Genomic DNA, 21069 nt, shown 5'->3' on the forward strand with positions numbered 1-21069 from the left:
GCTGCCTAATCGGTGTTTATTTTCGTCCAACGATCGGCATCGCGCGTAGAAAATTTATGCATCACTTTATCATGCGCTTCCGCGAGATCGATGCCGAGGGAATTGGCAAAACAGATCGTAATAAACAATATATCTCCAAGCTCCATTTCGATGGAATTTTCCGCTTCATCCATTTTTTTCGGCTTCTCGCCGAACTGATGATTAACTTCTCGGGCGAGTTCCCCCACCTCTTCCGACATTCGGGCCATCATGGATAAAGGACTGAAATAACCTTCCTTGAATTGTGATATGTATCGATCGACTTCCTGCTGCATTTCAGCCATTGATTTTCCCAAGACTCTTAACTCCCTTCACTGCACACTCAGCCTCAGCTTGCAACCTTCAAGCTGGGGCAGTCTTCTCTCATACGAGCGATTGGTTTTAAACCTATGTTATCGTAAAGCGGATTTGAAAACAAATAATTTTTTATTGCTGAAACCATATCGGCGCATACTAGACAGGTGTGAAGCAATCTGCAGACATTCCGAAATATCCACTATTGGAAATGCGAGGGGTCTTATGAAAACGTCCAAGTTGCTCCATCAGTTGCAAACGATCATTCCGATCATCGCCGGTTCTGCCATATACGCATTCGGACTGCTGTATTTCATCATTCCGAATGAACTCATGGAGGGTGGGGTCACCGGCATTACCGTACTGCTAAATTACGCCTTTAACATATCGCCGTCCCTTTCAACCATGGCATTGAATATCCCGCTGTTCCTGGTCGGAATGAAAATACTCGGAAAACGCCAGTCTGTCTATACAGGTCTCGGCATCGCATCCTTAACCCTGTTTCTGTGGCTGTTCGAATTACTGATCGACCGCGGATATGTCGTGCCTTTTCACACCGAGCATGATTATATTCTGGCTGCGCTTTATGCAGGGGTGACATTGGGGGCCGGGCTCGGCATCGTTTTCCGGTTCGGCGGGACGACTGGCGGCTCCGACATCATTGCCAGAATCATCAACCGGAAATTCGGGTTCAGCATGGGCCAGATCATTTTATCCCTCGATATTTTGATTATCGGTCTATCCTTATTCTTTATCCCGCTCGAGCGCATATTGTATACCCTGGTCGCCGTATTCATCGCTTCCAAGGTGATCGATTTCATACAGGAAGGGGCTTATGCCGCCAAAGCCTTCACCATCATCAGTGACCGGGCGCCTGATATCGCAAATCGCATATCTACCGAGATGGATCGCGGGGTCACGCTGATCCCGGCTATCGGCGCTTACTCCATGCAAGCCAAGCATATGGTATACTGCGTCGTATCGAGGCAGGAGATTCGCCGCCTTACGGGAATCGCCAAATCCTTGGACCCCCGGGCGTTTATTATCATTAATGATGTCAATGACGTGCACGGGGAAGGTTTTAAAGAGGAATAGCCCGGTTTGCACCGGGCTATTCGGACCATGATGGATATTCGACTACTTTCGGGGGAACATCGGTTTTGCGCTGTACAGCTGGCCGCGGTATTTGCGGTACCCTGCAAACGTTAATGCCGCCAAAATAAAAGCGGCAATGACCAGCTGCCAAGTCCATGGCTCTTTAACCTCTCCCAGCGGAGCAAGCGCAGGCTCGTCTTTTTTCTTGCCGAATAACATATTCATCATTTCCTCGCCCTGCGGAACCACTTTCCCCACTTGCGCCGTGTCTCCGGATGCCACCAGTCCCCCTGCATAGGAAATCCAGGATTCCATCATGTTGACATCCTCGGGCTTGCGCTGGATGACAACGGAAGGACGGATGAGCTCATAATGCTCGCTCAGGCTGTCGTAGGCTCGTCTCATGCCAGCCTGATCCTGCTGCTGCGCATACTGTCCCATGACTCTCAGGTCTTCGCGTATGACCTTGTAATATTGAAGCCATAACGCATCCCTGGCATGGATCAGGCTATCCGCTGCCATTCGGAGCTTGCCGGCGGACACCATCCAGTGCTGGGGCTCCTGCGTCGCCCTTGCCGTAGCTTCTTTCATCTCCAGAATGCTCTCAGCCAACGCGTGGATCCCCTCAACGCCGGTCAATCCTTGAAATGAGGAAGCCTCAAACAGCCCGGATACCCGGCGAATATCCTCTAACACGGCTTGTACATTGCCTTCCTCCACATGACGGTATAACTGCTCCACTTCCTTGTTCAGCGCTTTGGCCTGAATGGATGCAGCAGGCGAAGACTCCGACTGTCCGTTTGCCGCCGCACTAGCCCATAGGGGATTACCCCAGCCTGCGGTAACCAGCAGAAGCAATGCAGACAGGGACAGAAGGAGCTTCGGAAAGATTCGTAACATGGGACATCCCTCCTACCGTATATGTATGGCAGAAGGGATGCTCATAGAACCGTGCCGGCGAAACGGCTAGCGTTGCTTGGGATTCCCGTATTTCATGAAGATCCAGCCGGCGAAACCGCTGAAGAGCGTCAACAGATAAGTGAACAGCTGGACGGCTGGCAGGTCATCATATAACGGACCGGGCAGCCACGGAAACACGCCATATGTATAATCGACGGTGTCGTTCAGCAGCGTCCAGGCAATGGCCCCGGTTAGGGCTGTCCAGCGGTAATGAAACAATCGGACGAACAGCAAGGCTTCTACTGCCATCGCCGTGTGCGAAGCGACAAGCATCCAATCCTGCCATGCCAGCACATCTCCTTGGGCTTGTCCGGCAAATATCATCGCAACCGCCCATATGCCATACTTCACGGATGTGACGACTGCCAGTGCCTCTATGAGATGCTGAAACAACGCGCCGCCGAGGCTCCGAGGCGGGTAGAGAAGCAGCAAAAGCGCCAAGCTGAAGAACAAACTGGCCGTCGGGCTGTCCGGCACGAATACGACCTGCCATATGTAGCCATGTTCCACCGTATCGGCCATTTGAGCGCCGTACCATATGTATCCATAGATTGTTCCAAGTACGTTGCAGACGAGCAGCAGCCAAAGAATCGATCGCTTGCTTAGAAATTCCCGGCTCCATAAAAACGAAATTGACAAACTCGGTCCTCCAATCCTGTTCCTGTATTCTTTAGACTAATGCCGATTATACCTAAACCAGGGACATATTTCATCTATGTACGCATTTAAAAAAGAACCTGACCGTAATACGGTCAGGTTCTTTAATGCATGTTACTCTGCAGCCGCTTCTGCCTTCTGGCTTGCGAGCCAATCAGCCAGCTGGTCGAGTTGTTCTTCGGTAACTCCAGCAGAGAGTGCAGTTTCCTTCATAGCCGGCATGCTGCCTTGGCCATTTTCGATGATAGCCACAATCTCTTCTTTGGTATGGGTATCCCCGACACCGCGCAGCGACGGTCCGGATGCCCCTTTCAAATCTGCAGCGTGACAGGAGATACAAGTAGCCGTCTTAAAGGTCTCCATTGCAGGATTATCCTTATCCACAATCGCTACGATGCTGTCTTCAGGCTGCTTGCCGCTGGTCGTTGGCAGACCAGCTGCACGTTTCTCGTGAGCTTCTTCTTCCCGCTGAATATGCTCCGGCTTCTGGCCCGTCGCTTCCAGCTCATGCTGATAGTGCGTCCATGCAGCATTGGTCAGATAGATGACGGCAAACAACGACAGAATCATCAGCGCCGAAGTGATAGGTCTCTTATAGAACCTGCGTTCCTTCCCTGTATCCAGGAACGGAACGAGGAGCAATGAGCCAAAGGCTACGCCGGAAACGCCAATCGTACCGAGTACCACATAATCACCGGATGCGTACGGAAGCTTCAAATATTCATACAGGAACAGGAAGTACCAGTCCGGCATCGGAATGACCGAAGCCCCCGGATCCGCCGGATAACCAAGCGGTGCCGGTTCCGAGATGGTCAGTACAAGGAAACCGACCAATACAACTACACCAACCATCCATTCCTTCAACAAGAAGTTAGGAATGAACGCTTCTGATTTGCCGGGGTATGCGGTGTAATCCGGCGGCGTAACCCAACCGCTGCCTTTTTTCACACGCGAATCGCCGACATAAACTACTTTTTCATCAGATTTATGACCATGTGCCATAAATATGCGCCTCCCTTCTTCTTATAGTGGACCGGAAATACCTTGTCTGCGGATCATGATAAAGTGTCCTACCAATAAGGCAAGAAGGACAGCCGGAAGGAAGAATACGTGAATAGCGAAGAAACGCGTCAGCGTTTCGGCACCTACGATCGTACCGCCTTGCAGCAATTCTTTAATGATAGGTCCAAGCCAAGGTACGGAGTTCGCAATCTCCAGTGTAACTTTTGTAGCGAAGTAAGCTTTGTTATCCCATGGCAGCAGGTAACCTGTCAAACCAAGGCCGAGCATAACAAAGAAAATGAGCATACCAACGACCCAGTTCATTTCACGCGGCGCTTTGTAAGAGCCGGTGAAGAACACGCGCATCGTATGCAGGAACATCATAACGATTACCAAGCTTGCGCCCCAGTGGTGCATGCCGCGGACAATCTGTCCGAAGGCAACCTGTGTTTGCAGGTACTCGACACTGTTGTAAGCGTTTATGATATCCGGTACGTAATACATCGTCAGGAACATTCCCGACAGAATCTGGATGACTGTGATAAAAAACGTCAAGCCGCCGAAACAGTACACAAACGCGGAGAAATGATGCGCCGGGTTTACGTGTTCCGGTACCTCGTGGTCTGCAACGTCTCTCCAAATCGGCGTGATATCGAGACGTTCATCAATCCAGTTGTAGACATTCTTCAACATCTGAATCTACGCCTCCTATTTAACTACGGTATTTGGCACGATGGCGCCGAGGTAAATCCAGCCGTTCTCGATTTTCGTCTCGTACTGGTCAAGCGGCTTCGGCGCGACTGCCAGGTTCTTACCGTCCGGTGTATAACGCGCACCGTGGCAAGGGCAGTGGTATTCATCCGGGAAATTCTTGTTGTTATTCCATCCAACAAGGCATCCCAAATGCTTACAAATCGGTGAAAGCGCTACAATTTCACCTTGATCGTTCTTACGAATCCACGCCGTCAAAGTAGCCGTACTGTTGTACCAGCCGTCCTGCTGTTTGAGCTCGAAATGGAATTCCTGTGGATCGTTGGTAATTTTGCTCTCTTCCGCGACTTTTACAAAAGACCCTTCTTCCTTATTTTGAAGAATCGGATCAACGGCAAAGCGGAGCATTGGCAAAACTACTCCAGCAGCCATATAAGCTGTGGCACCGCCCAACGTGTATGTAAGAAATTGTCTGCGGGACATCTCTTTCTGTCGGGGTGGATTGTGCGATTCTTCATGCTCGTCATTGTGGTTGCTGCTCATTCTGTGTTCAACCCCCTTTGTCAACCGTTCTTAAGTGTCATCAATGATTAAAATCACACGACTTACTAGGACATACTAATAATATCTTAGGCACCCAAGACCGTCAAGAATTTGAATCCCAAATTTGGGTTCGCTTCCAATAGCCCTTTCATAAATTGTTGGTTTTTTGTCACAATTCAACACGGCTTTCCTGCTGCCACATTTCGCTGATCTGTCCGGATACGATGGCAGGCATAGGGATCGAGTCGCTGCCTTCCAGCCTGCGGCGCGACAGGACAAGCGTACTTTCGGGCACATCCTCTATGGAGAGCTCGGAATCGGCTGTCATGACCACCACGAACTTAAAGCCGATGGATTTGACATTGTGACAAACTTCATTTAGAAGCTTCATATCTTCAGTATTTCCATATTGTACGGCAGGATATGTAACCAATCTTCCCTTAAACGGAATTTCTGCCATATCCATAAAATCCCGGAGCCGTTCCAGCGCGGCTGTCGCCTCCCATGGCGTTTCCGTACCCGAAAGTCCGGTGAACGGAATCAGGCAGGTATCAAAATAAGGTTTCAGCTCCGGCCACGTCTGCTCTTCCACTTCACTAAATTTCATGCAAGATACATTCCTTTCTGCTCACTCATCATGATTTTGTCTTCATTATACGAGTGAAAGGTCAGGTTAGGCAAAAAAAAGAAGAAATGCGATAAAGCATTTCTTCAATTCAAAGTCCTCAGTTCATCCGTCAGGGTTCGGAAAGCCACTTCGTCGCCGGAAGCCAGCGCTTCGTCGATTTCCTTGTACAGCTCTTCGCTCCGATGCTTGCGCAATGCCTCGTCCCACACCATTTCGGCCGCCAGACCTAACATAACCTCGTAAGTAACCTTCATCTTATCCATTAGGATGCACCTCCAAACTAAATTTGCGTATAGCTTATATTCTTTCCCTTTAATTGCTTAACTTCCAACATATTTACGGCTGCTGCGAACTTGTCCAAACAACCATGCTAGAGGATCAAATCATCATTCGAATCGCTGATATGTATGCCGGCTTCCGCTGCCTTCAATCCAAGCGCGGTCATTTTGTATGATGTTCCCATGCTCTGGCTCTCCCCTATTCTGAGCATCCCCAAATGCATCAGCATACGGATAATCCGCTGCTCCAAGATGTTTTGCGGACTATCATAATAGAAAGGACGGATTAGCCAGCCCAGCGATTCGTAAAGCGAGGCTGCCGTGACCCAATCTCTTGCGCATTGACTTATCCAGTAAACAAGAGAAGATATATTGGGAATTGCGCCTTTATACAGTCTTAACCAAAAGCGGAATATCTGTATCACGCTAACTTGATTTCCTTCCTCAAGAAACGAGGTTCCGGTTTCACTCAGGATCAACCGCGCATGGTTTTCCCTGATCCATTTTTTGGCGTAGGCATAATCGTACAGCAGCGCAAACCGGTCGGGATACTCAATGCAGGAACGACCATACCCGAACCGCCACGCTCCCTTGGTAATCAACGGCTCCGAAATATGCAGCGTACTCATGAGCTGCTGCTGATTGCGCCTATACATGAATCCTTCCTGGTTCAACTCGATATCGTGCCCGCCTACATATTTAAGAATCAGCTTGAGATCTTCAGCAGCTAGTCCCTGCTCATCCCGGTACGCCTCCGGATCATGCGGCAAACGCTCCAGATTTTGATGAAGCCGCTCCCGCAGCACATCGCGGAACCGCTCCTTCAAATCCGAGGGGACTTGAAACAAATACTTGGTCGAATGAGTAAAACCGTTAAACAGCCAGCCGCTCCGGCGATAACGTGCGACCGCCTCCCGCGGACTTTCCGTTTTGGCCGCAGCTGCCTTCTTGTTTGAAGAAGCTTTATCTTCTTTCTCCTCCAAATCCGCCGTATGACGGATGGCGGCCGTCAGTTCTTCCAGGCTGTAGCCTGTTCGTGTGTCAAAGACCAGATTGTTCAGAAAACGCAAATCGCTTGGTGACAAGCTGCTGACCTGCTCCTCGAAAAACTCTCTTCGCCCGAGCTTGGACAGGATGCTCTGGATCAGTTCGTGCTTCGAATTTCGCTTAGCGTCACAATCATAGTGATTCGCTATATTGCTAAGCTGTCCAATATCGGCATATGTGAGCATATCCGCTAGATTCATCTTCCATCGCCTCGCCGTTTTACAACCATTATGGGAAGGTTTTGGACTTTTGATACCTGATGCACCTCGGTTTGATGAAATATTTTTGATTATTTCTATATAGAAATGACTATGCTCTCTTATTAAATGATAGAATACATTCAAAAGGTTACAGGAAACAGCACTTGATGTTTTTATAACGAATACAAAATGAAGCCCAGCTTTTTTTTAAGACGGGCTGATTCCATTAATACAGGAGGATCACCATGATAAGAACGCCGGAACACGAAATATAACTTGGTGCGAATCGAATCCGCGGACCTCCCTTAAGAGCGTTTTATATGAAGAAACTTATTCATGATAAATGACTCGGAGGTTAAGAGAGATGATAAATGATGCTGAATTTTTAAACTTCATTCAAAACATGGATCACCATTTTTCGGGATGGGACTTTTCGCGTATTACCGCTTCCGGCCGCATGCAGTCCCACGCTCTCCCCTGGTCTTTGGGCAGCGCGGTGCTCCCTTTGATGCGAAATGCCGCTACGATGCTGGACATGGGGACGGGAGGAGGAGAATTCTTGTCCTCCCTGCAGCCGCTCCCCAAAACCGTTTATGCCACCGAAGGGTACAAACCGAACGTTCAGATTGCGAAACAAAGACTTGAGCCGCTGGGCGTAAACGTTGTCTATTTTGAAGAAGATTCCTCGCTTCCTTTCAAGGATCGTTATTTTGACCTGATCATCAATCAGCATGAATCCTATTCGGCAGCGGAAGTAAGAAGAATATTGAACGAGCGTGGGGTGTTCGTAACCCAGCAATCCGGCGGAACCGATTGTTATGGGATAAACGAATCGCTTGGCGTTCCGCTGAATGAAGAGTTTGCTCATTGGAACCTGGCGATAGCGGCTCAAGAGCTGCATGATCATGGTTTCAAGGTTACCTTCAGCCGCGAGGACTTTTTACCGCAGCGATTTTACGACATCGGCGCACTGGTTTATTACTTGATAGCGATTCCCTGGCAGATTCCGAATTTTACGGTGGAGCGCTATATCGAGCCTTTACATCATATTCACCGGATGATCCGGACCAATGGCTACTTCGAGGTCCAGCAGCACCGGTTTATTCTAATCGCCGAAGTGTAAACGTCAACCTAGCCAACATAAAGAAGGAGCCTTCCCGGCGGAAGGCTCCTTCTACTAATACACGCTCATATTTACGATTGGTTCGTCAACAGATGCTTGGTACAGTTAAACAGCAAGGGTGACCAGTCATCCTCTTTTCTCTCCAGGACGGTGAGCGACAGATTGCCGATCCGTTCGCTCAGAGCGCCACGGCACACCAGCTTGTATAACTGCGCTAAAAAACCGCCATGACTGACAACCAGAATATTGGCTTCCGGATGTTTATGCCACATATCATCGAGAAAGACAAGCCCTCTGGACTGAAGCTCCAGATCCGTTTCCTGACCCAGATCCAACATGTGCCAATCGGCACCGAACCGGGTTTCACGCTCTTCCGCTGTCAAGCCTTCCACCTGACCGTACTTACGCTCACGCAAGCGGTTATCCGGCGGCGCCAAGGGAATGTTCAGCATGGACGAAATGATCTTCGCGGTTTCTTCAGCGCGGGAGAGCCCGCTGCTGATCGCGAAGTCCCATCGGTAAGGCTCCTGCAGAAGTCTTTCCCCAAGCAAACGCGCTTGACGACGGCCTTCCTCATTCAGTGGTATGTCCGTTTGGCCTTGGATTTTGCCTAAAGCGTTCCAATCCGTTAATCCATGGCGAACCAAGCCGATCTGCATGCCGCCTCTCCTCCATCCTATCCATATTTTATCTTCTGACCCGATTTAGTCTTTTTAGGAAAAACAAAGCGCATCCGATTCCCAAAAGGGAAAGTATCATCCAGTATTCTGGCTGAGTGGGACTCATATCAACCACAAAAGGATCAATAATGCCGCTGTTGGTTTTTGGGATGTTGTAATCGTCCTTGGCATTCAAGCCTTGGGCCGTATCCGCTACTCCTGTAGGGATAATCCCTGTCGTTACGGCTTCCGGAACCGGATCAGGCTGATTGCCCGTCGCTGCAAAATAAACAAAGCTGCAAACGAACAAGGCCAGAAAACCGGCAATCATCAGCGTCAGCCGCTTCCGGAACACCCGGCTAACCGCCCGGCTCTTGGACGTTTCCTCCACCAGCCAGGGAAAATCGCGATAAATGCGGTCCATCACATTGCGGTTGATCTGTTCAGCGTCCATGTCGGGAAGCTCATGCTCCAAGGCATGAACCATGTTCTGGCTTTCCACCCACATTTCGTACTCCGCTGCACATGAACTGCAGGTTTGAACATGCGCAATCAGCCGTTGTCGCCGCAGATCGTTGTCCGGTAAATCCCAGACCGTTTCCATCAGCTCTTGGGCTTCATTGCAAGTCATCTGTTCTTCATCCCTCTCAGATCCTCAAAAACCGGCTCATAAAAATAGGGTTCGAGCTGAATTTTTACGCTGCCGCGGGCTCTGAACAACAGTGACTTAACCGAACTGACGCTTTGACCTAAAATATCTGCGATTTCCTGGTAATCCAGTTGATCATACTCCCGAAGAATCAGCGCCGATCTCTGCTTCTCCGGTAAATTGTTAATCGCTTCCCTTACCATATGTACTCGTTCACTGCGCAGGATCGCCTGCTCCGGAGCGACCTCCAGCGGCGCCACTGGCACGACCCCGCTCTCTTCCAGGGGCAATGTGCCGCTGCGATGCTTGCGAAGTTCGCTCAGCACGGTGTTGCGCGCAATGGTGTAGAGCCAAGTCGAGAAGGATGCATCCACTTCCCGGAAGGAATGCAGGCTCCGGAACGCCTTGTAGAACGTTTCCGAGCATAAATCTTCGGCCATTAGCTCCATGTGCGAGCTTTTTAACATATGATAGACAAATGCCAATATTTTTCTCTGATAACGCCGCATTAATTCGGAATAAAGTTCGGTATTGCCTTGCTTAATTTCTTGGATTAGTTGGGAATCCGTCATATGATTTTTCGTTCCTCCTTCACCCACCGGTGCCCATTCCTTGTCAATTCCACCTTCATGAGGAAAATCAAGGATTTGTGCAAAAGTACCGTCAAACCATATATAGTTACGCCTCATGTTGTCTGACTATTCTATGTATTTGGCAATTTCCCCAAATCTTCTACACTAGCACTCTAGCATTATAGCACATATTGGAGAAAAGTTCAGGTTTGTGGCAGAAGGTTTTCCACGGATAGGAAAATAGGCAAAAAAAATCCGCCTTCAACATTGAAGGCGGTTGCACAAAGTGCAATATTTTGGATAGGAGTGGAGAGAAACCATACTGTACTTTTATTATATGTATACGTTTTCATTTTGTCAACACTGAAAACGCATTTATTTCCGGTTGTTTAAAAACAACCGGAAAATTACTGATACACCGAGTGTCCTTGCGATAACAACAGCTCTTTAGCCCGCTCCTGTTCGATTTCATTGCGGAAGGAAAGCCTCATCACGCCCGGCACATCTTCCCGACTCTCGATAATCTGCATGTTGCTGAGGTTGATGCTGTTCGTCCCGAGCTCCGTCGCAATGCGGCCGATGATGCCCGGATGGTCAGGCACGTCCAAATACAGATCAAATTGGGACACAATCATGCCCTTGCGCCGCTCAGGCAGGACGCTGCGGAATTCTCCTGCCATGCGGAAAGCCTCTTCGATCGCAGCACCGTCCTTCGACTCCAACATATCCATGAATCGCCGGATCCCTTCATTCCAGTCTTGCAGCAGCGTCAGCATGACCCTGCGATTGTTTAATAGAATGTCCCGCCATACGACCGGGTCGCTGGAAGCGATGCGGGTTATATCCCGAAAGCCCCCTGCGGCCAAGGTGCGGTACAACGGATTATCGTCATTATAGGAGCTGATCTGATTGACTAACGCCACTGCGATCACATGAGGCAGATGGCTGATCGCTCCAACGATCTCATCGTGAAGTCTCGGCTCTACCTTCACAATATGGGCACGCGTGTGAGACAAAAGCTCTACAAGCACGTTCAGCTTATCCTGAGGGACATCGTCCGGCGGAGTAAGCACGTAATATGCATTCTCGAACAATACGGTGGAGGCAGCTCCAACACCGGACCGCTCCGAGCCCGCCATCGGATGACCACCGATGAAATACGCATCCTTAAGGGCAAGCTGGGACGCGCATTCGGCAATGCTTGCTTTGGTGCTGCCAACATCCGTAATAATGCATCCCGGCTTCAGCCGCATTTCGCTCAAACGTTTCATGTACATCTCAAGACTGCCTACGGGAACGCATAAAAAAATGACGTCCGCGTCTAGGGCAGCTTCTTCTACCGAAAGCGTAACCTTATCAACGACGCCTTTAGCAATGACCTGGTCGGCATATTCTTGGGTGTGGGCATAACCGGTAACGGTTATGCCAGGTTTTCCTTTGAAGTTTAAAGCTAACGAACCGCCGATCAAGCCGACGCCGAATATGGAAATTTGCATTGTCATGTTCTCTCTCACTCGTTTCAAGCTGCGATTATTGTTGTGTCATTCGATCAGGCTTGCGCATTCACTTCGCTCAGCACTTGTTCCAAAGCGCCGATAAAAGCCTTATTCTGTTCTTCGGAGCCTACGGTTACGCGAATATAGTTCGGGTACAGTTCAAATCCAGGCCGTACGATAATGCCTTTGCTAAGCAGAGACTTAAACACTTCGGTGCCTGGCTTCTTCACATCCACCATAATGAAGTTTCCGTTCGCAGGAAAATAAGATAGTCCAAGACGATCAAATTCCCCTTGTACGTAATGGATCCCATCGGCATTCATTTGACGGCATTTCGCTACGAACTCCTGATCTTTCAGGGCTGCCTTCGCCGCTACTTGAGCCAGGCGTCCCGTATTAAACGGCTCACGTACCCGATTGATCAAGGAAATGACTTCCTGCTGCCCGATGCCGTAGCCGATCCGGAGGGCGGCTAAGCCGTATATTTTGGAGAAGGTACGCAGGATGACCAGATTCGGATAACGCTCCATTAACTTGATGCTGTCCGGGTACGAAGCGTCCGTTACATATTCATAATAAGCTTCATCAAGCACAACCATTACGTGGGCCGGGACTTCATCCAGGAAAGAAACCAGCTCGCTTTCGGAAACGATGGTTCCGGTCGGATTATTCGGATTGCACACCCACACGATTTTGGTTTTGTCCGAAACGGCTTTGGCCATGCCCGGCAGATCGTGCTTACCGTCCACCAGCGGCACCTCGATGCATGTCGCACCTTCGATATCCGCGTTCGTTTTATACACCGAGAAGGTCTGATCCGCCATGATGGTTTCATCCCCCGGTTGCAGGAATGCCCGGATAATGAGGGCAATAATTTCATCGGATCCGCAGCCGAAAATAATCTGATTGCGTTCAATTCCCAGCTGGCCAGCAAGCTCCGCCGTTAAATCGGCCGCACTTCCGTCCGGATACAGGCTGAGCGTTCCCAGTTCGGCGGTAATCGCTTCGGTTGCGCGCGGCGAGCAGCCGTACGGATTCTCGTTAGAGGCCAGTTTAATGACGACATCCAGCCCTAATTCCTTTTTGACTTCTTCGATCGGTTTCCCGGGCTGATATACGGGAAGATTAACAATTTGCGCTTTCGGTTTCATACGATATTCGCCTCACCTTTCATAACTGCTATGGACAACACTATCCTTTTAATTGTGCCACAAACTCCCTGATTTGCAAAAGTCCCTGCTGTCTTGTCTCTTCCTTCTCCAGCAGAGGAATGGTTGATTCAATCTGACGCACAATCGCGCTGCCGACAACGACGCCGTCGCAGATTTTTGAGAATCTGGCCACCTGCTCACTGGATGAAATGCCAAAGCCGATCGCGATCGGCACGCTGCTGTACTGCCTTACCGTCTCAAGGAAAGACTCCACCCCCGAGTAAAAATCGGTACGCTCGCCAGTCACGCCAAGCGAGGATACGCAGTACACAAAGCCGGTCGCTTCGGAAGCGATGTTCGCGATCCGCTCATGGGAGGTAGGGGCCACCAGCGGAATCAGATGAACTCCCGCCGCGTGGGCGCGTTTCCGAACCTCCTCGGATTCTTCCACCGGAAGATCGGGAATGATCAAGCCGCTGATGTCATGCCTTACCACTTCCTCGAAGAAAACGTCCAGTCCGGTTTGCAGTACCGGATTGTAATACGTGAACAGGATGAACGGCAGCTTGCTGCCCCGCTCTCTTGCCAGGCGCGCTGTTTCCATGCAAGTGCGAATGGTCACCTTGCTCTTCAGCGCGCGCTCGGAAGCGCGCTGGATGACCGGTCCGTCGGCAAGGGGATCCGAGTAAGGAACGCCGAGTTCAATAATGTCGGCTCCCGCGATTTCAAGCTCATGGATGATATCCAGCGTCGACTTCACATCCGGATCTCCGACAGTGAGATAAGGGATCATGGCGGTCTTGTTTTGTTGCTTCAACGACGCAAAGGTCTGATCGATTCGGTTCATTCGGTTTTCCCTCCCGTGTAAGCCATGATGGACTCCACGTCCTTATCGCCGCGACCGGATAAATTAATCACGACGATATCGTTCTCGGTCCACGTTGATGCCATCTTTACGGCTTGCGCTACGGCGTGCGCGGATTCCAGGGCAGGAATAATGCCTTCCGTGCGGCATAACAGCTGCAGGGCATCAAGCGCCTCTTGGTCGGTTATCGGTACGTACTGCACGCGTTCAATGTCTTTTAAATAGGAATGCTCCGGACCAACGCCGGGATAATCGAGGCCGGCTGAAATGGAATGCGCCTCCTGTACTTGTCCGTACTCGTCCTGCAGCAAATAACTCATCGAGCCTTGGAATACGCCTTGTGTCCCCTTGGACATGGTAGCCGCATGAAAATCGGTATCCACTCCCTTGCCTGCCGCTTCGACGCCGATCAATCCGACTTTCTTGTCTTCAAGGAACGGATAGAACATGCCGATCGCATTGCTACCGCCCCCGATCGGCGCAAGAATGACGTTTGGAAGCCTTCCTTCCGTCTCCAGTATCTGCCTCCGGGTCTCGTCACCGATAATGCGCTGGAAGTTCCGCACCATCATCGGATACGGATGCGGCCCTACAGCGGAGCCCAGCACATAAAAGGTATCCTCGACGTTGCTGACCCAGTAGCGAAGCGCCTCGTTGCCGGCATCTTTCAGCGTTCGGCTTCCCGACGTCACCGGAATTACTTCGGCACCGAGCATTTTCATGCGGAATACGTTCAACTGCTGCCGCTTGGTATCTTCCTCGCCCATAAATACCTTGCATTCAAGACCCAGCAGAGCGGCTACGGTCGCGGTCGCTACGCCATGCTGTCCGGCGCCCGTTTCGGCAATGACCTTGCCTTTGCCCATGCGCTTGGCTAACACGCCTTGTGCAATGGCATTGTTGATTTTGTGCGCGCCGGTATGGTTCAAATCCTCGCGCTTCAGGTAAATTTTAGCCTTGCCGAGATGTTGGCTGAGCCGCTCCGCGTAATAAAGCGGCGTTTCCCTTCCGGAATACTGTTTCAGCAAATAGGCGATCTCCTCTTTAAAAGCAGGGTCCTCCGAAAAACGATTATATTCTTGCTCAAGCTCTATTAAAGCGTTCATCAGTGTTTCCGGCACGAACCGGCCTCCAAACACCCCGAAACGTCCATTACGGTCAGGAAGCTGTGTCATTTCCCCTTCACCCTTTCTACAAATGCGGTCACTTTGTTTATATCCTTCACGCCAGGCTCGCTCTCTACGCCGCTGGATACATCCACCCCGTACGGAGCGTACTGGCCGATCAAATGAGCAACATTATCCGGATCGAGCCCGCCGGCTACAAACAAGGGAATCCCTTGCCGTTCAGCCCATTGCTGGTACGCCGGGATCAGATCCCAGGCAAACGTCTTGCCCGACCCTCCGCCGTACATCGGATCATAGGTGTCGATCAGCAGTACGTCGATGCAGCCCGCATACGAATCCAGTGCCGACAGACGTTCTGCTTCCGGACGGTCACTTCCGATCGATACCGCCTTAAAAACGGAAACCGGGAAGCGCTCCTTCACTTCCCGGCAAAATTGCGGCGATTCCTGACCATGCAGCTGCACGACGTCAAGCGCCGTTTTTTGAAGAAGCTCTGCGAGCTCGCTCAAATCAGGGTTAACCAAGACGCCGACAGCAGCGGGAATCTTGTCATGCTCCCATTCCCGCAATACTTGCACCAACTGCGCAGCCTGCTGCGGCGTTACCCGCCGCCGGCTCTTTGCAAATACGAATCCGATATAATCCACAGGTAAGTTTATCATAGATTTTAGCACTTCAACGCTTTGAAGTCCACATATTTTTAGAGCCGTACTCATCATCGCATGTCCCCTTTATTCCATGTCTGCAGCTATCGGCAGAGGTCCCATCAGATCGTTCACAGCGCGGAACACGTCCTGCTGGCGCATGAAATGTTCCCCGACCAGAACCCCATGTGCCCCAACATAATGCAAGTAGGAAATATCGGCGGGGCCTGATATTCCGCTCTCGCTGATCAACGTAACTCCCTGCGGAACTTGTGCCGCGATATCTGCCGTTGTCTGCAATGAGGTCTCAAAGGTCCGAAGATTACGGTTGTTAATCCCGATCAGACGGGCCGTTCCCAGTCCGAGAACCGATTCCAGCTCTTGCCCATCGTGAACCTCAATCAGGCAATCCAATCCGATCGAGCCTGCAACGTCAATGAACTCCGCGATGCGCTGCGGCGCAAGTATGCTCGCAATCAAGAGAACGGCATCCGCACCCAGCAGGCGCGCTTCGTAAATCTGAGTCTCGTCGATAATGAAATCTTTGCGCAGCAGCGGGATGTTGACGGCCGCCCTTACCGCTTGCAAATATTCTCCACTTCCCTGAAAGTAATCCTTATCCGTCAGCACGGACAGACAATCGGCATCGGCTGCTTCGTAAGCCTTGGCGATCATAACCGGGTCAAAGTCGGGACGAATCAACCCTTTGGAGGGCGAAGCCTTTTTGACCTCGGCGATTAACCCCATGCTGCGTTTGCGTCCCATGGACAACGCCTTCTCAAACCCGAGAGTCGGAGGCAAATCCGCTATTTGCCTCTCTGCTTCCGAGATGCTGAACGTTTCTCGCAGCTGTGCAACCTCATTGCGTTTCGTTTCTACGATTCGATCAAGATACATAACTCATTTCCCCCGTTCTTGAGATCAGCTGCTCCAACTTGGACTGCGCCAGACCGGAATCAATCGCTCCCGCTGCACGCTGGACGCCTTCGGCCAAACTATCCGCAAGTCCCGACACATAGATGCAGGCACCGGCATTGGCAAGCACGATGTCCCGATAAGCACTGCGTTCTCCGCGCAGTACCGAGCCGATGATGGCCGCATTCTCTTGTGCGTCGCCGCCCAGGATATCGTTCATCGGATGAACCGACAGACCCAAATCATGGGGGTGGATATCATAAGTGCGGACTTCTCCGCCCCGGAGCTCCGATACCCGGGTAGGCGCCGAGACGCTGATTTCATCCAGCCCATCGTGGCTGGTCACCACCATGGCCCGCTTCAAACCGAGCTCTTTGAGGACCTGCGCAATGGTTTCCGTTTTGTTCATATCGTATATCCCGAGCATCTGCCGGTCAGCGCCCGCAGGGTTCGTCAGTGGCCCCAGCATGTTAAATACGGTTCTGACCCCGAGCTCTTTGCGAGGAGCAGCCGCATGTTTCATCGACGGATGATAAATTTGGGCGAACAGGAAGCAGATTCCGATATCGTTCAGGCAGGCTGTGGCTTGTTCTGCGGTCAAGTGGATATTGACGCCAAGCGCTTCCAGCACATCGGCGCTGCCCGCCCGGCCCGATGCCGAACGGTTGCCGTGTTTGGCCACTCTGACCGAAACCGAGGAGGAGATAATGGCGGATACGGTAGAAATGTTAAACTTGTGAATGCCGGATCCTCCGGTGCCGCATGTATCGAGCAGCTGGTTCCGTTCGGTAACGACACGTCCGCCCGCGCCTCTCATCGCTTCGGCAAATCCGGTTATCTCTTCTACGGTCTCTCCCTTCATTCTTAAGGCCGTCAGCAGCGCGCCGATTTGAGAATGGGTCGCATGGCCTTCCATTATGGTCTGCATAACCCCGCGAGCCTCTTCCCGGCTCAGATCCTGACCGCCGATCAGCTTTGAAAGGCTGGATTGCATCGTCTCCATCACGTTCATTACGATCTCCTCCTTCATGTTAAGGTGTATATTGATACAGATAATCCTGATTGATTAAGTCGTTGGCCCCCGTGCTGGACGGAAACATCGCTTCCGCGACGCGGATCGCCTTCAGCATCCCTTTGGCTTTATTAATGGTTTCCTCATACTCCTTCTCGGGAACCGAGTCCCATACGATTCCGGCCCCTGCCTGAACATAAGCTTTGCCCTGGCGAAAAATGATCGTGCGGATCGTAATGCAGGAATCCATATTGCCTCCAAAGCCCAGATAACCGATGGCCCCGGCATATGCGCCTCTCGCTTCCCGCTCCAATTCGGCAATGATCTCCATTGCCCGCAGTTTCGGAGCTCCGGATACCGTTCCTGCTGGCAAACAGGACAGAAAAGCATCAAAGAAATCCTTATTCTCGCTCAGCTGGCCGGATACGCTGGATACCATATGCATCACGTGGGAGTATTTTTCAATCTCCATGAACGTATCGCATTTCACCGTGCCGAACTCCGATACGCGGCCCAGGTCGTTGCGGCCGAGATCCACCAGCATCAAATGCTCCGCGCGTTCCTTCTCGTCCTGCAGCAGATCATCCGCCAGCGCCTGATCTTCGGCTTCGTCGCTGCCCCTCGGCCTTGTCCCCGCGATCGGTCTTGTTTCCAGCCTTCGTCCTTCCACCTTCACCAAGGCTTCAGGAGACGTCCCCACGATAATGTCGTCGTCCATTTTGAGGTAATACATGTACGGCGAAGGATTCAGCGTTCTCAGTACCCGGTAGACGTGAAGCGGCGATACATCGGTTTCGATATGGAAGCGCTGGGACAAGACAACTTGAAAAATGTCGCCTGCACGAATATATTCCTTCGCTTGCTCCACATTGGAGAGATACTTCTCTTTGGTCATGTTGGATTTAATATCGCCCATGTCGACATCGGCCGGAATGCCTCTGGAGTTTACGTTCTCCCGCGGCCCCTGATCCTGAAGCTGTTCGGCCGCCGCTTCCAGGGTACGGCAAACATCCATATAGCTCTGACGGATGGTGTCGTCCGAATCTCCAGGTTTCACGTGCACGTTGCCGACCAGCATGATCTGCTGCTTCACGTGGTCGAAGACAATGACTTGATCGCAAAACATGAACCGGATATCATCCATCCCGAGATCATCCATCGCGTGTGCAGGCAGCTTCTCGTAATATTGAAGCAGATCATATCCGAAAAATCCGATGGCCCCTCCGGTAAAAGGAGGCATCTCCTTCAGCTGCGGGCTGCGGTACGTACGCAGCAGCGCTTTAAGCTCCTCGACGGGCTTGCCTTCCAGCAAGGAACGCTCCCCATTCTTTTCAATCTCAATCTTGCCTTTTTTACCTGTTATCATTAAGAAGGGGTCTGTTCCGATGAACGAATACCGTGCCCACTGTACGCCGCCCTCAACGCTCTCTAGTAAAAATGCCCGTTTCCGCTCCGCATACCGCTGAAAAATGCGAATCGGGGTTTCCATATCGGCTAACAGTCTGATCGCTACCGGAATCAGGTTGTATTCACCTGCCATTGCCACCACTTGCTCCATTGATGGATTCGCCATGTCAATCCCTCCTTAATGAATGTATACAACAAAAAAACCTCTACCGAAGTAGAGGTTAACGTTCAGAATAAGTCTATGAAAAAAGAGCGCGGTCAAAGGACATTCAACCCGTTCATCGACAACCTACAGCGCTGAATTTCCATGGAACGGAAACAAGAAATAGACCTGTATCCGGACGTACGAAAATGCCGTAAGATTCATCATGAAATCAAGTGTATCCTAAAACCCGATGATGTTACTCCCTAAAATGCCTCAGCTCTTCTCAACTCAACTCATCTGTAAAACCTAACTCTACTCAGCTATTCTGATATCACTATACAGGATAATGCCGTGTTACCGCAACCCTAAATTTCAACATCAAGCGTTTGAGCCTGATAAATCCGGACGCAGCCGCTTGGCTTCGTTCAAATACACATGCTTGATCTCGCTCTGGCTTTTGTCCGTATTGACCTGCACCATAAACCGGATGCAGCGCGGCAAACTGCCCTGAACGGGGATTTCAACCGAACACATCAAAGGGACGAGATCCCAGCCCTCCAGCTGGCGTATCGCCTTGGCCGGGAACGTTGCATCCAAATCCTGCGTCATCGTAATCCATATGTTGCTGATATATTCAGGCTGCAGCTCGTTGCGTCTCACCATCTCTTCCAGCAGTCGCAGCGTCTCCTGTACGATCTCCTGCTCATCGTTGCGGGTGACGGTTGTCGCCCCCCGGATTCCCCGATTCATCATGACTATCCCTCTCCCTTCAACTGTTCGACCACGGATCGAACAGCTTCTACCGGTACATCCTTAACGATGCTGACGGAACCGATGGATTCCGGTACGATAAATACCATTTGCCCCTCGGCGAACTTCTTATCATGCTGCATGGCATCCATGATGCGATCGACCGAGACGTCATCCGGCAAGATTACCGGCAGATTCACCGCCTTCAGCATGCTCACCGTCTCTTTGTGCAGACCCGCGGGTCTGCCAAGCTTCTCAGCAAGTCGGGCCGATCCCGCCATGCCGATTGCAATCGCCTCGCCGTGCAAGAATCGGCCGTAACCGCCAACGGCTTCGATGGCATGGCCAATGGTATGCCCCAGATTAAGAATGGCGCGCAAGCCGCCTTCCCGCTCATCCTGGGATACCACGTCCGCCTTGATCGCGCAGCCGCGCTCCAAGCCGTAGATCAAAGCTTCCGGCTCCAGGCTCTGCAGCTTAGAGCCGTTCTCACGGCACCAGTAGGCAAAATCCCGGTCCAGGATCAAGCCATGCTTCACCATTTCCGCAAGGCCAGAAGACACCTCGCGCGCCGGCAGCGACATCAGCGTATTCACGTCATAAACCACCATGACGGGCTGATGAAAAGCGCCAATCATATTTTTGGCCAGAGGATGGTTCACCGCCACTTTGCCGCCTACGCTGCTGTCATGGGCAAGGATCGTGGTCGGGATCTGAACAAACGTCACGCCGCGCATGTATGTCGCCGCGACGAATCCGGCCAAATCGCCCACAACGCCTCCACCCAGCGCGAAGACTGCCGAGCTGCGGTCCAGCTTGCCGTTGATGGCCGTGGTCATAACCTCTTCATAGACCTGTAGGGATTTGGAGGACTCGCCGGAAGGGACGATATGGGAAATGACCGTGTACCCTTCCGATTTCAGCTGCTCCTCCACTTGCGCCAAATAGTGAGGCGCCACTTGATCATCCGTTACGATCAGATGCGGGCTCTTGCGGGTTATGCCATGCTTCGCGCTCAGCTCGCCGAGGGTATTCAGAATCCCCGCACCGATATAAATCGGATAGGAACGCTCTCCCAGTTCCACATGTAATGTCCTCAT

At 51.3% G+C, this 21069-nt stretch carries 24 protein-coding genes; 2 read left to right on the plus strand and 22 right to left on the minus strand.

Annotated features, from left to right (window positions below; translation table 11 throughout):
• Nucleotides 1-5 precede the first annotated feature (5 nt).
• On the minus strand, nt 6-335 hold the full coding sequence (locus HMPREF9412_RS27580) for a nucleotide pyrophosphohydrolase (protein ID WP_009595193.1): 330 nt from the start codon (nt 333-335) through the stop codon (nt 6-8).
• Between the two features lie 223 nt (nt 336-558).
• On the opposite strand from HMPREF9412_RS27580, the gene HMPREF9412_RS27585 reads away from it, so the two are divergent.
• Nucleotides 559-1428, plus strand: a complete 870-nt coding sequence (locus tag HMPREF9412_RS27585; protein WP_009595097.1) for a YitT family protein — start codon at nt 559-561, stop codon at nt 1426-1428.
• A gap of 42 nt (nt 1429-1470) precedes the next feature.
• Here the strand turns inward: HMPREF9412_RS27585 and HMPREF9412_RS27590 are convergent, their stop codons facing one another.
• From HMPREF9412_RS27590 to HMPREF9412_RS27625, 8 genes are all read right to left on the minus strand, one after another.
• Entirely contained in the window at nt 1471-2328 is an 858-nt protein-coding gene (locus tag HMPREF9412_RS27590) for a sporulation protein YpjB (protein ID WP_009595197.1), read from the minus strand.
• Nucleotides 2329-2394: 66 nt separating this feature from the next.
• Nucleotides 2395-3027 (minus strand): DUF1405 domain-containing protein, encoded by a 633-nt coding sequence (locus tag HMPREF9412_RS27595; protein WP_009595245.1) that lies wholly within the window; start codon nt 3025-3027, stop codon nt 2395-2397.
• 132 nt (nt 3028-3159) lie between these two features.
• Nucleotides 3160-4047, minus strand: a complete 888-nt coding sequence (locus HMPREF9412_RS27600) for a menaquinol-cytochrome c reductase cytochrome b/c subunit (protein WP_009595210.1) — start codon at nt 4045-4047, stop codon at nt 3160-3162.
• A 21-nt stretch (nt 4048-4068) separates the two neighbouring features.
• Nucleotides 4069-4740, minus strand: coding sequence for a menaquinol-cytochrome c reductase cytochrome b subunit (gene qcrB / locus HMPREF9412_RS27605; protein ID WP_006209500.1), 672 nt, complete (start codon nt 4738-4740; stop codon nt 4069-4071).
• 15 nt (nt 4741-4755) lie between these two features.
• Nucleotides 4756-5301 (minus strand): ubiquinol-cytochrome c reductase iron-sulfur subunit, encoded by a 546-nt coding sequence (locus HMPREF9412_RS27610; protein ID WP_015734548.1) that lies wholly within the window; start codon nt 5299-5301, stop codon nt 4756-4758.
• Between the two features lie 169 nt (nt 5302-5470).
• Nucleotides 5471-5908, minus strand: coding sequence for a DUF2487 family protein (locus HMPREF9412_RS27615; protein WP_009595159.1), 438 nt, complete (start codon nt 5906-5908; stop codon nt 5471-5473).
• Nucleotides 5909-6012: 104 nt separating this feature from the next.
• Nucleotides 6013-6192 (minus strand): IDEAL domain-containing protein, encoded by a 180-nt coding sequence (locus tag HMPREF9412_RS27620; protein ID WP_009595190.1) that lies wholly within the window; start codon nt 6190-6192, stop codon nt 6013-6015.
• A 107-nt stretch (nt 6193-6299) separates the two neighbouring features.
• Nucleotides 6300-7454, minus strand: a complete 1155-nt coding sequence (locus HMPREF9412_RS27625) for a hypothetical protein (protein ID WP_009595128.1) — start codon at nt 7452-7454, stop codon at nt 6300-6302.
• A gap of 364 nt (nt 7455-7818) precedes the next feature.
• Here HMPREF9412_RS27625 and HMPREF9412_RS27630 point away from each other — a divergent pair, with 364 nt between their 5' ends.
• Nucleotides 7819-8577: a class I SAM-dependent methyltransferase gene (locus HMPREF9412_RS27630; protein ID WP_009595231.1), complete on the plus strand. Its 759-nt coding sequence runs from the start codon at nt 7819-7821 to the stop codon at nt 8575-8577.
• A 71-nt stretch (nt 8578-8648) separates the two neighbouring features.
• Here HMPREF9412_RS27630 and HMPREF9412_RS27635 read toward each other — a convergent pair whose 3' ends face one another.
• From HMPREF9412_RS27635 to aroB, 13 genes are all read right to left on the minus strand, one after another.
• Nucleotides 8649-9236 (minus strand): histidine phosphatase family protein, encoded by a 588-nt coding sequence (locus tag HMPREF9412_RS27635; protein ID WP_009595148.1) that lies wholly within the window; start codon nt 9234-9236, stop codon nt 8649-8651.
• Nucleotides 9237-9264: 28 nt separating this feature from the next.
• A complete protein-coding gene (locus HMPREF9412_RS27640; protein ID WP_009595201.1) occupies nt 9265-9867 on the minus strand; it encodes an anti-sigma factor family protein in 603 nt (200 codons plus the stop codon).
• Complete coding sequence (locus HMPREF9412_RS27645; RefSeq protein WP_015734542.1) at nt 9864-10457, minus strand: RNA polymerase sigma factor; 594 nt, start codon at nt 10455-10457, stop codon at nt 9864-9866. Before HMPREF9412_RS27645 ends, HMPREF9412_RS27640 begins: the two co-directional genes overlap by 4 nt.
• Nucleotides 10458-10864: 407 nt before the next feature.
• On the minus strand, nt 10865-11953 hold the full coding sequence (locus HMPREF9412_RS27650; RefSeq protein ID WP_175320817.1) for a prephenate dehydrogenase: 1089 nt from the start codon (nt 11951-11953) through the stop codon (nt 10865-10867).
• A gap of 53 nt (nt 11954-12006) precedes the next feature.
• The gene (gene hisC, locus HMPREF9412_RS27655; protein WP_009595218.1) at nt 12007-13104 is read right to left on the minus strand and encodes a histidinol-phosphate transaminase; all 1098 of its coding nucleotides are present in this window, start codon (nt 13102-13104) and stop codon (nt 12007-12009) included.
• A 40-nt stretch (nt 13105-13144) separates the two neighbouring features.
• Nucleotides 13145-13951 carry a tryptophan synthase subunit alpha gene (gene trpA / locus HMPREF9412_RS27660; protein WP_009595142.1) on the minus strand — a complete coding sequence of 269 codons (807 nt, stop codon included), beginning with the start codon at nt 13949-13951 and terminating at the stop codon, nt 13145-13147.
• The gene (trpB, locus tag HMPREF9412_RS27665; RefSeq protein ID WP_009595226.1) at nt 13948-15144 is read right to left on the minus strand and encodes a tryptophan synthase subunit beta; all 1197 of its coding nucleotides are present in this window, start codon (nt 15142-15144) and stop codon (nt 13948-13950) included. The genes trpA and trpB overlap by 4 nt, the downstream gene beginning before the upstream one ends.
• On the minus strand, nt 15141-15815 hold the full coding sequence (locus HMPREF9412_RS27670) for a phosphoribosylanthranilate isomerase (RefSeq protein ID WP_009595209.1): 675 nt from the start codon (nt 15813-15815) through the stop codon (nt 15141-15143). Before HMPREF9412_RS27670 ends, trpB begins: the two co-directional genes overlap by 4 nt.
• Before the next feature lie 12 nt (nt 15816-15827).
• Nucleotides 15828-16637: an indole-3-glycerol phosphate synthase TrpC gene (gene trpC, locus HMPREF9412_RS27675; RefSeq protein WP_009595123.1), complete on the minus strand. Its 810-nt coding sequence runs from the start codon at nt 16635-16637 to the stop codon at nt 15828-15830.
• Nucleotides 16627-17667 (minus strand): anthranilate phosphoribosyltransferase, encoded by a 1041-nt coding sequence (trpD, locus tag HMPREF9412_RS27680; RefSeq protein ID WP_009595156.1) that lies wholly within the window; start codon nt 17665-17667, stop codon nt 16627-16629. Before trpD ends, trpC begins: the two co-directional genes overlap by 11 nt.
• A 19-nt stretch (nt 17668-17686) precedes the next feature.
• Nucleotides 17687-19240 (minus strand): anthranilate synthase component I, encoded by a 1554-nt coding sequence (gene trpE, locus HMPREF9412_RS27685; RefSeq protein ID WP_009595247.1) that lies wholly within the window; start codon nt 19238-19240, stop codon nt 17687-17689.
• Between the two features lie 357 nt (nt 19241-19597).
• Entirely contained in the window at nt 19598-19972 is a 375-nt protein-coding gene (aroH, locus tag HMPREF9412_RS27690; RefSeq protein WP_009595253.1) for a chorismate mutase, read from the minus strand.
• A gap of 2 nt (nt 19973-19974) precedes the next feature.
• A complete protein-coding gene (gene aroB / locus HMPREF9412_RS27695) occupies nt 19975-21069 on the minus strand; it encodes a 3-dehydroquinate synthase (protein ID WP_009595250.1) in 1095 nt (364 codons plus the stop codon).

It is taken from the genome of Paenibacillus sp. HGF5 (genome assembly GCF_000204455.1).
GTDB classification, from domain to species: Bacteria; Bacillota; Bacilli; order Paenibacillales; family Paenibacillaceae; genus Paenibacillus_AQ; species Paenibacillus_AQ lautus_A.